This window comes from Butyrivibrio proteoclasticus B316, assembly GCF_000145035.1.
In the GTDB taxonomy this organism is placed as follows: domain Bacteria; phylum Bacillota; class Clostridia; order Lachnospirales; family Lachnospiraceae; genus Butyrivibrio; species Butyrivibrio proteoclasticus.
The window spans coordinates 432,234-445,986 of record NC_014387.1 but is presented as its reverse complement, the minus strand read 5'-3'; the positions used below and the strand labels follow the sequence as shown (position 1 = coordinate 445,986).

Annotated in this window: 8 protein-coding genes; 2 read left to right on the top strand and 6 right to left on the bottom strand. The window is 41.9% G+C overall.

Going from position 1 to position 13,753, the window contains the following annotated elements; all coding sequences use genetic code 11:
* Positions 1-72: 72 nt before the first annotated feature.
* Both BPR_RS01710 and BPR_RS01705 read right to left on the bottom strand, forming a co-directional pair.
* Positions 73-1,578: an alpha-N-arabinofuranosidase gene (locus tag BPR_RS01710; RefSeq protein ID WP_013279734.1), complete on the bottom strand. Its 1,506-nt coding sequence runs from the start codon at positions 1,576-1,578 to the stop codon at positions 73-75.
* Between the two features lie 53 nt (positions 1,579-1,631).
* Entirely contained in the window at positions 1,632-3,296 is a 1,665-nt protein-coding gene (locus BPR_RS01705) for a spermidine synthase (protein ID WP_013279733.1), read from the bottom strand.
* A 410-nt stretch (positions 3,297-3,706) separates the two neighbouring features.
* On the opposite strand from BPR_RS01705, the gene BPR_RS19435 reads away from it, so the two are divergent.
* On the top strand, positions 3,707-5,122 hold the full coding sequence (locus BPR_RS19435; RefSeq protein ID WP_013279732.1) for a sensor domain-containing diguanylate cyclase: 1,416 nt from the start codon (positions 3,707-3,709) through the stop codon (positions 5,120-5,122).
* Positions 5,119-6,903 carry an ABC transporter substrate-binding protein gene (locus BPR_RS01695; RefSeq protein ID WP_013279731.1) on the top strand — a complete coding sequence of 595 codons (1,785 nt, stop codon included), beginning with the start codon at positions 5,119-5,121 and terminating at the stop codon, positions 6,901-6,903. Before BPR_RS19435 ends, BPR_RS01695 begins: the two co-directional genes overlap by 4 nt.
* Positions 6,904-6,935: 32 nt before the next feature.
* Here BPR_RS01695 and BPR_RS01690 read toward each other — a convergent pair whose 3' ends face one another.
* The 4 genes from BPR_RS01690 to BPR_RS01675 form a co-directional block, all read right to left on the bottom strand.
* Positions 6,936-8,084 (bottom strand): FAD:protein FMN transferase, encoded by a 1,149-nt coding sequence (locus BPR_RS01690; protein ID WP_013279730.1) that lies wholly within the window; start codon positions 8,082-8,084, stop codon positions 6,936-6,938.
* 73 nt (positions 8,085-8,157) lie between these two features.
* Positions 8,158-9,525 carry an MATE family efflux transporter gene (locus BPR_RS01685; RefSeq protein WP_013279729.1) on the bottom strand — a complete coding sequence of 456 codons (1,368 nt, stop codon included), beginning with the start codon at positions 9,523-9,525 and terminating at the stop codon, positions 8,158-8,160.
* Between the two features lie 92 nt (positions 9,526-9,617).
* On the bottom strand, positions 9,618-12,389 hold the full coding sequence (locus BPR_RS01680) for an AAA family ATPase (protein WP_013279728.1): 2,772 nt from the start codon (positions 12,387-12,389) through the stop codon (positions 9,618-9,620).
* Between the two features lie 78 nt (positions 12,390-12,467).
* The gene (locus tag BPR_RS01675; RefSeq protein WP_042256345.1) at positions 12,468-13,622 is read right to left on the bottom strand and encodes an exonuclease SbcCD subunit D; all 1,155 of its coding nucleotides are present in this window, start codon (positions 13,620-13,622) and stop codon (positions 12,468-12,470) included.
* Between the last annotated feature and the right edge of the window lie 131 nt (positions 13,623-13,753).

Below are 13,753 nucleotides of genomic sequence, written 5' to 3'. Positions count from 1 at the left end.
TTGTTAGCTTTGCTTTTATCCAGATTTATGTTTTTCTTATTGTCAGCTTTGCATTTATCCAGATCTATGTTTTTACAACGTCATCGCAAGATGTATGACACTGCTTGCCGGAATTTTGATCAATATTTCTCCGTTTCCAAGATTATTGTAATCCTTAAATTCTTTTACCACAACATTCTCGGGCTCTTCAAAAGTATTGTGAAGATGCATTTCACCGCCAACTATCTGGCCCGCGATCTCTTTTACCTCAGAATCAGCAACCATAACCTTAACCTCGTAATCTTCAGTACAGGAGAGGTTTGTAACTGTTGCATGAATCTTACCATCTGTTCCCAGAGATACTGACTCTGTAAGGTTTGGAACCTGATACTCCTCTGTAACACCAATTTCCTTGGTCTCGATAAAGCTCTCGAGAAGTTCAGCATCCTGATGATACTTGTACATATTGAAAACGTGGTAGGTTGGAGTCTTGATCATCTTCTCGCCATCTGTGAGGATAACCGCCTGAAGAACATTGATCATCTGGGCAATATTAGCCATCTTGACTCTGTCACAGTGCTTGTTGAAAATATTGAGGTTGATACCGGCAACAAGAGCATCTCTGATTGTGTTCTGCTGATAGAGGAATCCCGGATTTGTGCCTGGCTCGCAGTCATACCAGGTGCCCCATTCATCTACAATAATGCCAACCTTGTGCTCTTTATCATACTTATCCATGATTGCCTGATGCTTGCTGATAAGAGTCTCCATGAAAAGAGTCTTGCCAAGTGTTCTATACCACTCTTCCTCGGTGAAATCTGTAGCACTTCCCTTGTTCTCCCATCCGCCCGGATGTGTATAGTAATGAAGGGATATTCCATCCATAAAACCATGAAGCCATGCAGGTGAATCAAAACAGGTCTTCATAACTCCTTCTGTCCAATTGTAATCATCTACGTTTGCTCCGCAAGCGATCTTGTTAATATGCTCTCCCTGCTTATAATCGCGAATGTAGGTCTGATATCTGCGGTAGAGATTGCCATAGAATTCAGGAGGCATATTACCACCGCATCCCCAGTTCTCATTACCTACTCCAAAATAATCCACTTTCCATGGGTTCTTATGACCATTCTTTTCCCTGAGATCTGCCATCGGTGAAACTCCTTCGAATGTCATATACTCAACCCATTCTGACATTTCCTGGACTGTTCCGCTTCCAAGATTACCATTTACGTATTTCTTGCAGGAAACCTGGTCGCAAAGCTCCATGAACTCATGTGTTCCAAAGCTGTTATCTTCAACAACTCCGCCCCAGTGAGTGTTGATCATTTTTTTACGGCTCTCCTTTGGTCCAATACCATCTTTCCAATGGTACTCATCTGCAAAGCATCCCCCCGGCCATCTCAGCACAGGAACCTTCAGCTCCTTAAGAGCATCCACTACGTCTTTTCTCATTCCATTGATATTCTCAATTCCTGAATCCTCTTTTACATAGAGTCCTTCGTAGATTCCCCTTCCAAGGTGCTCAGCAAAATGCCCCTGAAGTTCAGGATTGATGTGCCCTTTGTGACTCTTTGGGTTAATACATAGTTTAAACATACCTTCTTCTCCCTTATTATTGCTTAGTATTATATAAAAGTGCTATGAATAAATTACAAAAGCTTTAAAAGTCCCTGAATTCCCTGCTCTTTATAAATGCTCTTATAGAAGCTGACTTCATCCTTGATAATCAGATCAATCTGTTTCATACCAAGGAGTTCTACAGGAGCCTTGTCATCAGTTAAGATATGGCCAGTTCCTTCATAAGATATAAGTGTATCTTCTACATGTTTCATCATAGCCTTAAGATCATCATCCTTCTCAAATGCAATATCATTGCCAAGTCTGGTTGCAAGATCATCTCCGTTTGTTGCAAATAATTCCTTGTTGGTTGAACCCTTAACATCGACGATCATAACCTGATCAAATACAGACGAAATGGTATCAGCAAGATAAGTATTGATTGTGGTATCGCCTGAAGAAATATTGCTATCTTCGCTATACATATTCATATTCACAACCATCACGCCCTGCTCTGTAAGGTGGTCTTTGACCAGGGTAAAGAATTCCTGTGAAGACATCTGAAATGGAATAGTAATATCCTGATATGCATCAACCATGATAACATCGTATTTCTTATCAACGGCATTCAGAAAAGCTCTGCCGTCGTAAGTTGTAACCTGAGTACTCTCAGGAAGCTCGAAGTATTTATGCGCAAGATCTGTGATCTTATCATCAATCTCAACGCCTTCTACATTAACATTATCAAAGTATCTGCTAAGCTGAGTTGCGTAGGTTCCTGATCCCATTCCGAGGATGAGAACATCAATTTTTTCCCCATTTGCCTGCTGCCTTATTTTTGTATTTGCCATGTAAGGCGCAGCCAGAGCATAGTCATAATACATCCCGGTAAGTGATCCGTCTTTTACCAGAATAGACTGAACTCCAAACAGGACATTAGTAGATAGGATCATGCTATTGGGAGTTTCTTTTACCTGAAGATAGTTATAGACAGACTCCCCTTCAAAAGTAAGATTCTTTTCCCAGAAAGCAAAGCTTCCGTTATGTCCAAAGACGCAGCAGAGGGCAAATATCAAGACGCTTGTAATAACCTTGGCAACAACACTGCTCTCTCTTCGACCATCATGTTTTTCCCTGTTCGGGCTTACAAAATACAGAATAGAAAGGGCCAGCAAAATCCCCGCAAAGATCAAAAATGTGATAGCAGTTCCAACAGCCGGAATTGTAACAAATGTCGGCATGAAGGTTCCGATGATACTTCCTATTGTATTGAAAGCCCCCAGAGTTCCGATAGTCTTACCATTATCCTGAAGTGAGTCGGTTGTGTACTTGGCAAGGCTTGGCGTTACAGTTCCCAAAAGAAAAAGCGGAAAAACAAAGACTATCATGCAAGCCGCAAAGGCCGCTATTACAAGGAAATTACTGTTGACAGCAAAAATAAGTACTGCAGAAATAGCAAGGATTATGTACTTGCCAAGAACAGGAATTGCCGCTATCCATAGAGATGCAATGATGATCCTGCCATACAGTTTATCAGGATTCGGATCTTTATCAGCCTTTCTTCCGCCGTAGATATTTCCCAGTGCCATGGCGATCATGATTGTTCCAATAATAATTGTCCACACTATCTGCGAGGAACTAAAATACGGTGCAAGAAGTCTGCTTGCACCCAGTTCCACCGCCATCACTGACATTCCGGCAAAAAACTCAGTCATATATAAAAATATTTTGTTTCTTAAAATTGGTTTCTTTTCCATACTTTCCTCTTTTTATGACATATTTGGAATATTATTTAAAAAAAGTGGTCACCTTCTTGACCGTAGTCCATACCCACTTACTTGACTATAATTCAAGTCCACTTATATCATACATATTTCTGCTCACTATTATCAAGGTTATAGATGCCATGTTATGCCCAATTTCTGCTATGATTCCTCTCCTCTATTCAATACTTATCAGTTCACTTGTGAATAATCACTCATAAATACGTCAAAAAAAATTATAATATTCACTTCCACAGAAAAAAGAGTTCTATATTTACGAAAATTAATATATATATTTTCGTTTGTTTTTATAATTAAACCGCCTATAAATGCTACAATTTATCTGTGAAATTGTGCAACCACGCAAATTATAAACAATAATCTATATTTATCCGGAAAAGAGTATGTGGAACAAAGCCCAGGAAAGATTTAGAACCCGAAGCCTCATAGCCACTATAGTTCTGATAATTGCAGCAATCATCGGATCACTTTTTTACGTCATATATATCAGAGGCTATACCCGGCAGCGAAGCTATCTGGAACTCAAGAAAGCAACCGAAGAAACCATCGATTCCATCGAGGGTGAATTTCGTACGAGCAGAAATATGCTCCGTCTGACCGGGCGTATTATTTCAAATTCCAACGATTCTCTCCATTCTCTTAGAACCAATTCCTATCTGACCACAGGCCAGGTCACTTCAACAATTTCCGACATAGCAATTCTTACTCCCGAAAACAAAGTTATCCGAATAACGGGAAGCGATTTTGACGCAACAGGAATTCTTGATTTTGACAGCATCAATGATAAAGGCGAACATATATCATCTCTTTTCCCTGATCTTGATGAACCGGAAATAAATGACATCAGGATATTTGTGCCAATAAGGCGCAGAGGCGAAACTATTGCATTTATCTACGGAACAGTAACTCCTACAGATATCCTGAGCGCCTGGGTTCCGAATATCTACGACGGAAATGCCAAAGTATCCGTAGTAGAGAGAGATAGCGGCAAATTTATAATCGACGATGAAGGTCGCCTTCTTGAAACCATCGAAGATGCTGATATTCAGATAAGTTCCATCAGCACAGATGCATCTTTTACAGATTCAATAAGAGAAGGCAAGCGGGGCTATGCCATAGGAAAAGACATATCCACAGGCAAAAATCGCTATTACTGCTTTCTTCCCATGAACATTGCCAAATGGGAGCTCATTGTAAGCGTTCCTGAAAAAGATGTATATGGAGCCGTAAGGCCTATTCGTACTTATCTCTATGTCTTTTTGTTCTTTGCAGGTGTAGGTCTTGTCATCTACTTCCTGTACATTATCCACATAACAACAGGTTCTCTGGTAGGTATCGAGCGAAGAGCAAACATGGATGCCCTGACCGGTCTTCAGAACAGAAACCGCTATGAATACTTCTGTTCGCATCTGCAGCAGGGGACCGACGGACTTGCCTGCATCTATTTCGATGTAAACGGGCTCCATGAACTGAACAACACTCAGGGGCATCTCGCCGGCGACAATATGCTCAAAACAATTGCAAAGCTGATTGTGGAGGAATTTGGAGATTCTAACACTTATAGAATAGGCGGTGACGAGTTTGTGGCCTTTAGATATGAGCGCGACGAAAATCTTGTAAGGGGCGATCTTGCCAAAGTAACAGCTGCTATCGAAGAAAACGGCTATCACGTAGCCTGCGGCCTTGCAATGGCCACTCCTGACAAAAAGCTCCTAACTGTGATCAAGACCGCAGAAGAAGAGATGTACGAGAATAAGCGCAAGTACTATGAATCTATAGGAAAGGAGATGCGCGGATGAGTCAAAAGAGATTTCGCATAATTTCATATGTCTGCGCGATCATGCTCCTGGTTTCAGGATGTAGTTACTCTCTTCCTGACATAGAAAACCATCTTATCGAAGACTCTTTTTCCGAAAATGCAACTGTCTATAGGACTTTCTATGCATCTGAAGTAGTAAGCCTTAACTATCTGACTTCTGACTCAGATGTTGACTGCGGGATCAGCGTCAATGTGATCGATGCTCTTGTTGATTACGATGAACACGGAAACATCATTCCGGGGCTTGCAACCGGATGGGAATCGAACGATGATCTGACTCAGTGGACTTTCCATCTAAGGGATGACATAGTTTGGGTTGATTACAATGGTGAGTATTACGCAAACATCACAGCGGATGACTGGGTATGTTCCTACGAATATGCCAATTCTTCTATATCAAAAGATGTTTCTATATCCAGCGTTGTTGCTAATAACACCAAAACTCTTGTCTACACCTTAAAAGAACCATGCCCGTTTTTTACAAGTATTCTGTCTTACTCATGCTTTCTTCCCGTATGCAGGACCTATCTTGAGAAAGCCGGAAGCATGTTTGCAAGAGATTATAAGCATCTTCTGTATAACGGTGCCTATATTCTCCACTATTTCCAGCCCTTCGAGCAGCAGATCCTGGTAAAAAATCCTAAATATTGGGATAAAGATAAGGTATACATAGACAGGATTGAAAACTATTTCGACTACGATGCAGCTTCTGTCTCCACCGAACGCTATCTTAAGGGAACTGTTGACAGGGCTATTGTGCCCTCAGATAAGCTGACCGCATACCTTGATAATCCTGAGATTTCAAAGCACATCCACAGAGCTCGCCCTGATAACACCATTTCCACCTTCTACGCATTCAATTTTTATCCAAGGTTTGACCCCAAATACGAGCCGGAAAACTGGGCCAAAGCTGTTGCAAACCAGAACTTCAGAAAGGCCATCAAGGCTTCGATTGACAGGATCACTCTGTTATCAATATATGAGCCTTACACGCCTGAAATTCTCCTTAATAACACACTTACTCCAAGAGGCGCCTTTTATTATGATGGTCTAGATTATACGTCTCTTCCTGAGTTAAAAGAAATAGCTTCCAGAGATTCGTATAGTCTCGCAGCCGCAAGCTATTACAGGAAAATAGCACGAAAAGAGTTAAGAGAAGAAGGTGTCACATTCCCTATTAAAATTCTCATGCCCTATAATCCTTCTGTAGAGGGTTGGGGAAAAGAAGCTGATAAAATAGCCACGCAGATTGAAGCTGCAATGGGAAGAAATTTTGTAGACGTTATAGTAGAGCCCGCAAGCTCTACCGGCTTTGACATGTCTGTAATCCACAGCGGAAAGTATGCCCTGATAAAGTGCAGCACAAGCTCTGCCTACTATGACCCACAGACCTTTGTCAAACCGCTTCTAAATGACAGCGATTATATTTTCTGGGATAAATGCGATGATCCAAATGTACACGCCCTCAACAAGGAATGGAATAACCGAATTCAAAAAGCTTCCAATACGACCTCAGATCTTTCGCTTAGATATTCCACTTTTGCCCAGGCTGAAAAGCTTGTCATAAGTCACGCGATCATCATCCCTTTTTCCATTATGAATGGTGACGGCTACGAAATGTGCAAACTAAATGAATTTGAAGGAGAATTTGCTCACTACAGCTTTATCAGTAAGCGCTACAAGCTGCACAGGCTTCATGATAAATCAATGAATCTCGATGAGTATAACAAGGCCTTCGAAGAGTGGCTGCAAGGTTTCTAAAAGAGCAATTCTTATTTCTTTTGATACTTACATCATTTAATAATATGAGTATTAAGATTATAGTACTCCGAAGCTAGAGAAAACTTGTCAGCTACACCCTCTGTAAGATAAACCTCCCTGTCATCAGTGACAAGTACCATATCAAATTCCTTATCTCTATTTTCCTGATAGTACCTGATTGCTTCGTCAAGCCCCTTTACAAAAAGAGCTGTGGACAGGCCATCACATAAAAGGCCATCCTTACCTATAATAGTAACAGACACAAGCCCATTTTCTGCGGGCTTCCCGGTCTTAGGATCAAGAATATGCCAGTAGGTCTTTCCATTCTCTTCAAAATATCTCTCATATCCCCCCGATGTCACAACAGCAAGATCACTTACGGAGAGCACTCCAAGAATGCCGCTTGAAGAGTCTATAAAAGGACTCTTAACTGCCACTTTCCAGTCATCACCATTTATCTTACTGCCTATGCACTGAACATTTCCGCCAAGATTTATAAGACCGCTTGTCACACCCTTATCTGTAAAAAGATTGTAGAGAGACATTGACGTATACCCCTTGGCCACACTTCCAAGATCAACCTGAGTTCCAGAAGGAATCTCGCATATTATACCAGCAGCATCGGAAAGCTCGTCGCTATCAATAGTTGCATCAAAACTCGTGATATCTACGCCATGATAATCCACATTTTCAAGGAGCTCCTGAATCTCTTCATCTGCCGGAACCCTGTATTCACCGGTGGTAAATCCCCAGGTCTTCAGAACCGGATAAATCGTAATATCAAGGGCACCATTTGTGCTATCACAGATATCAAGCGCCTTACCCATGAGTTCTGCCACATCTTCTGTAAGCGCAGCCTTGCCATCCTTATTAAGCCTTGCTATCTCACTGTTTTCATCAGTTACAGACAGCTCTTTTTCCAAAGAGCGGATAAGCGCCTCCCCTTCGCGAAGAAGCTCCTCATCCCCCTGAATCTGCAACTCCATTACAGTGTCCATAGCAAAAAGAGTTGACGTCTGCATGTTCTTTCCGGCAAAAGAGCTTACTGCTCCGTCTGATTTTCCATCTAAGCCTGCATTTTGCGCGCCGCCTGAAACATTTCCGCATCCGCACAGAATGGCAGTGCATAGAATCACTGCCATCAGGCTCTTTTTCATATGATAATTTATATCTGAATTCATCTTGCCCGTAACCTTTAGGATTTATTTTATCATAGCCTCTGATGTAAAACCCATAAACAATATGAGCCGGCATTTAGAACTTGCGCAGCTCTGAATAAGCCATTGGAACGGCAATAAAAAGAGAGAGTACATCTGCACATGCCTGAGCCATTTCAACACCTGTTATTCCAAGGAATACAGGAAGGATCAATATCATAGGAATAAAACAGATTCCATTTCTGGCAGAAGCCGTGATTGAGGCCTTAATCCCCTTGCCAATAGATTGCAGCATCATGTTACTGATGACTATTGCTCCGGATAAAGGCAATGTAAATGCCTGGAATCTGAGAGCCGCAACACCAACTGTTATAGCCAAAGGGTCCTTGGAGAAACCAGAAATGATATATGGTGCAAAGATATAAGCTATAGCACCGATTCCAACAAGCACAATAGTTGAATACTTGACGCAAAACTTAAAGCCTTCTTTTACACGGCCGGTGAGACCTGCACCATAGTTAAAAGAGCACACAGGCTGATAGCCCTGTCCGAATCCAATAAGTGCCGATGCCAGCATCATCATGATCCTGCCCGCAACGCTCATACCTGCAATTGCTGCATCTGATCCAATAGAACCGGCAGTGTAGTTGAGGATAAGAGTTGCTATGGCTGCAAGCCCCTGACGGAAAAGAGATGGTGCTCCGCCATTAACAATCTCTTTAATATAGTGCCAGTTAAGATGAACATTTTGCGGAAGAAGCTTGATGTTCTCCCCTTTGCTGGTACCAATAAGAAGAACCATAAAGCTGGTCGCCTGTCCCATGACTGTAGCAATAGCTGCACCTCTGACTCCCATATGAAATACCAGGATAAGAAGCGGATCCAGGATCATATTCATTACCGCACCGCACATAAGCCCTATCATTGCATAGTAAGCAGCCCCTTGGAACCTCAACTGGTTATTCACTACAAACTGAGCCATCATAAATGGAGCTCCGAAGAGAATGATCCTCATGTACTGCATAGTAAATTCAAGCGTCTGAGCAGAAGCCCCTCTTCCTAAAAATGAAGCAATTGGCTCTGCCAAAATATTGCCGACTATTGCAAAAATAGCACCAAGAATAAGTGCCAGAGCAAAGCCGGTTGAGGCCATCTCACTTGCCTCCTTATGGTTATCTGCTCCAAGCATTCTGGATAAATAGTTGCCTGAACCATGCCCGCAAAAGAATCCTGTTGCCTGGATCAGTGCCATTACTGTAAATACAAGTCCTACAGCTGCTGTCGCAGAGGTGTTTATTTCTGCCACATCAGATACTCTGGCAACAAAAAAGGTATCTGCAGTATTGTAAATTGCTGTCACCATCATACTGATGATAGTAGGAACTGACAGTGTCAGTATCAGTTGTGGCACAGGAGTCTGTGTCATATATTCTCTTCTGTTTTTACCAGTAACTTTTATTGCCATTAAATCAAACCTCTTATATTTGTAGAATTGCGAAAACGATGTTGAGCCAGGAGCAATTAGTATATTTTATTATATTTAGGTATCACTCGCACTCAAGCAATTATCTGCGCTTTACTTCCGCCGCTCTTTTCCTTGGTAACTACAATCTGCTTATCAATCTTATCCTTGAGCTCGGATACATGGGAAATAATACCGACAAGTCTGTTACCTTCTGTAAGTCCTGCAAGCGCATTATATGCAAGCTCCAACGAATCCGAATCAAGGGTTCCAAAGCCCTCATCCACAAACATGGTATCAATCTGGATTCCGCCTGCGGAGGACTGGATTTCATCAGAAAGACCAAGAGCAAGCGACAGCGCTGCCATAAAGGACTCACCACCTGACAAAGTCTTGACGCTTCGCTGGCTTCCATTGTAGTGGTCAATAACGCCAAGGTCAAGCCCACTCTGTGAACGGTTGTTGCTTGCTTCTTCAAGACGTTTTAACTCATACTGAGCATCAGACATCTTCATAAATCTGAGGTTTGCTCTGGCAATGATCCTGTCAAAATATGTAGTCTGAATATAGGTTTCCAGCATTATCTTTTCTTTGCCGCTAAGCTTTCCATTTGCAGTATCTGCAAGGGAAGATACATAAGCATATCTCTTTTCCGCCACGGATAGCTCATCGCACTTTTCTTCTATTCCTGCGCGCGCCGTAGTATTTGTTTCAATCCTAAGACTGGCACTTGTAGCTCTCTTAGTGAGTTCGCTCCTGGTCTCCTCCAGCCTTGTCTTATTATCAAGCTCTGTAGCAAGCTCGATTTGTTCGGACTTCTCTATAGTTTCTGAAAGCGCCTTGATCTGTCCTTTTAAAAGACTGATCTTCTCTGTATGCTCTTTCATATCCTTATCAGCTTTTTCATATTCTGACTGGATATCGATAATCTTCTTTTTAAGCTCTATTATTCTATTCTCTGCTGCAGCTTTACTATCAAACCTGAAGTTTTCCTTGAGTTTATCTTTCCTTCCCAGAACAGCTTCAAGGGCCGCTTCATCCGCAGCAAGTTTTTCCTTAATAGAAGATTCTTTTTCCCTGCTTTTCAAAGTTTTGTTCTCAAGATCAGGAAGCTTATTCTCTATTTCTTCCTTGCGCTCTAGAAGTTTATCCATTTCGTCAAGCTTACTGTTTATGCCATCAACAATCTCTTTGGTATCAGCTATGATAGAAGCTGTACTTTCCCGCATCGCAGAAAGGTCTTTTTCATCCATATCAGCTATAGCTTTAAGCTCATCTGACAGGTTTACTTTATTGGCATAAAGTGTACTTGCAAGCTCTCCGCACTTTCTGCTTGCCCTGGTGGCTGCATCTCTGGCTGCATCTGCCGCATTCTTGGCATTCTTAAGTTCAGCATCAGTAGGGACTTCTCCTTCCGATGTCGCAGGGTTTGGATGGGTCAAAGAACCGCACACAGGGCAGGGTTTTCCCTCCTCCAAAGTCTTAGCGAGAACTCCTGCCTGACCATCGCGATAAGCCTTGAAAATATGCTCATAGCATATGTTTTTTTCCTGATATTCTCTGTCAAGCTCAAGATAACATTCTCTTTCCGCTTCCAGTTTCTGCTCATCCTGAATAAGCTTTTTGATTCTGTCAGAAATCTCCAAAAGACGCTTGTACTTATCTTCTGCACTCTTTTTTTCCGCCAGATATTTCTCTCTGTCAGCTCCGGCATTCTGATAGCCCTCAAGCTCAGTCTTTAGCTCTTCCTGCCTAAGCGTATATTCCTTGATATTATCTGCTTCTTTCTGAGCACCTGTCTTATCCAGCTCTATCGCATTATTAAGCTCTTTTTCTCTATCTGTCAGCTGTTCATATTCTATATAGCCCGGAAGCTCAGCTTCTATCTGCGCCTGCTCCTTATGATATTCTTCTTTTTCAGGCAGCTTTTTTTCTATAAGAGAAAGCCTATCTTTAAGCTCTTCCTGCATCGGAAGCTCTTTTTCATAGATTTCAGATGTTACCTTAAGATTTTCCTCAGCCTTCCTTAGCTGCTCTGCCTTACCGACTTTCTTGTTGACTTCTTCAAGTTCCTTATTTAGCGATTCTATCTCTTTCCTTGTCTCGTCAAGAATCCTGCTATCGCTGTCAATCAGCTTTTTTATCAGCTCCAGAACGTCGCTTGTCATCATTTCACCGGCTCTTGCCTTATTTACTTCAATTGACAGAACGTCTTCTTCATCACACATAATTCCGGAAATGTAGTGTTTAACGCTTTTTTGTGCATCATCACAGATGCCATAACACTTTTTTCTCTCTTCTTCGAGTCTTGCCTGAAGAGTCTGATAATAGCCTGTTTTAAAGAGTTTTCTAAATATTTCCTGACGTTCCTTGGTATCTGCAAGAAGGAGTTTTAGAAAGTCCCCCTGAGCAAGCATGGCAATCTGCGAAAACTGCCCTCTGTCTATGCCAAGAAGCTCCTCTACTGCGGTGTTCACGTCCCTGACCTTGGTAATTACTTTTCCGTCAGGCATATGAAGTTCCGCTCCCGGAAGTTCTTTTTTAACGCCGTCTCCACGCTTGGCAGGGCGCATATATTCAGGGTTTCGCTTAATGTAATACTCTTTTCCTCCATGGGTAAAAGACATCTCGACAAATGTCGGCGTATCCGCCTCTGCATACTTGGATCTGAGCATAGCGGCTTCCCTGCTGCCTCCGCTTGCTTCTCCAAAAAGCGCAAAGCAAATAGCATCAAAAATAGTGGTCTTTCCGGCTCCTGTATCACCCGTTATAAGATAAAGTCCCTTATCTCCAAGGTCATCCATATTCAGTTTAATCTCCCCGGCATATGGGCCAAAGGCAGATAAATTCAAGTTTATTGGTCGCATATATTCCTTCCTGAAATTCTGTTATTTAAAACCCTGCTTCCAGATATCATAATGATTTTCGTGTTTCACATATCTCTATTAGTCCCAAATACTATCAATGAGGCTTGTCACAAGCTCTTTTTGCTCATCTGACATTTCCTGATTGTTCTGCTTCTCATAGAATTCTTCAAAGAGCTCAATGGGCGATTTCCTGTCCACATCAGCACCGCCCTCTATTATTCTGTTCTCTCTTGTCCTCTTGTTGTCGTAAGTAAGCTTCATCAGATTCGGATAGATGATCCTGAGTTTACTAATTGCATCCGGCACATCCTCTTCATCTGTCAGAACCGCGTGGATATAATCCTCTCTATTAGTGTTTTCGTAGTTCTTTTTATCAGAAAGCTCCTCGTAGGTTCCCTTTATCTGGCGCAGGTCTCTCTTAGCTTCAAGCGGTATCTTCTCAATCTCCACATTGTCTTTTTCTCTGATTGTTATGACTGTGACGGACTTGTGGTGATCTTTTTCAGAAAAAGAATATTTGAGAGGAGTTCCACTGTATCTGATCGTTTCTCTGGAAACCTTCTGTGGTCCGTGGATATGGCCAAGTGCTACATAGTCGAAGTCATCAAACACTGATGTATCCACATTATCAAGTCCGCCAATTGTGATCTCCTCTGACTCGCAGCGCTCCGCACCCGTAACAAACTGATGAGCTACCAGAATATTTCGGCTTTTACTATCGATATGCTCTTCATCAGCCCCCGGATGGGCAAGTGCAACGCGAACAGCTGAGGTGTAGTCAGTTATTTCCTCATCAGGGTAAAAAGACCTTACATTTGCAGGCTTGATAAAGGGCAACATGTAAATGTTCACATCCCCACACTTATCAGAGTATTCATCGGAAAATGTGTAGTGGCTCAGATGGCCTTTATATGCAGGAGACAGATGAATTCCTGCACCATCCACGATTCTCGAGTGCTCAGCAAATCTAACTGCAGAGTCATGGTTCCCGCTTATGGCATAGACCTGTAAATGCCTGATTGCCAGCATATTTAAAAAGTCATCCCACAGACGAACTGCATCTTCGCTTGGAACTGACTTATCATAGACGTCACCTGCAATAATAACTCCGTCAGGTTTAACTTCATCTATTATATTAATGATTTTTTTAAGGATAAATTCCTGGTTCTCTATCATGGAAAACTCGTTAACTCTTTTTCCAAGATGAAGGTCAGATAAATGAACTAATTTCATAGAATCCCCCATACTTATGATTCGTGTTAGTAAACGTACATATCATATTATACTAGAGTACTGATTCATTCATAAATAGCCAAATTGAATCTGTTGCTAATATCTGAGAGCTTTACCCGAAAAATGGTTAT

Excerpts from the sequence above, each read along its gene's own strand:
- BPR_RS19435 (WP_013279732.1), top strand. The coding sequence starts at position 3,707 with ATGTGGAACAAAGCCCAGGAAAGATTTAGAACCCGAAGCCTCATAGCC.
- BPR_RS01680 (WP_013279728.1), bottom strand. The coding sequence starts at position 12,389 with ATGCGACCAATAAACTTGAATTTATCTGCCTTTGGCCCATATGCCGGG.
- BPR_RS01685 (WP_013279729.1), bottom strand. The coding sequence starts at position 9,525 with ATGGCAATAAAAGTTACTGGTAAAAACAGAAGAGAATATATGACACAG.
- BPR_RS01690 (WP_013279730.1), bottom strand. The coding sequence starts at position 8,084 with ATGAATTCAGATATAAATTATCATATGAAAAAGAGCCTGATGGCAGTG.
- BPR_RS01710 (WP_013279734.1), bottom strand. The coding sequence starts at position 1,578 with ATGTTTAAACTATGTATTAACCCAAAGAGTCACAAAGGGCACATCAAT.
- BPR_RS01705 (WP_013279733.1), bottom strand. The coding sequence starts at position 3,296 with ATGGAAAAGAAACCAATTTTAAGAAACAAAATATTTTTATATATGACT.
- BPR_RS01675 (WP_042256345.1), bottom strand. The coding sequence starts at position 13,622 with ATGAAATTAGTTCATTTATCTGACCTTCATCTTGGAAAAAGAGTTAAC.
- BPR_RS01695 (WP_013279731.1), top strand. The coding sequence starts at position 5,119 with ATGAGTCAAAAGAGATTTCGCATAATTTCATATGTCTGCGCGATCATG.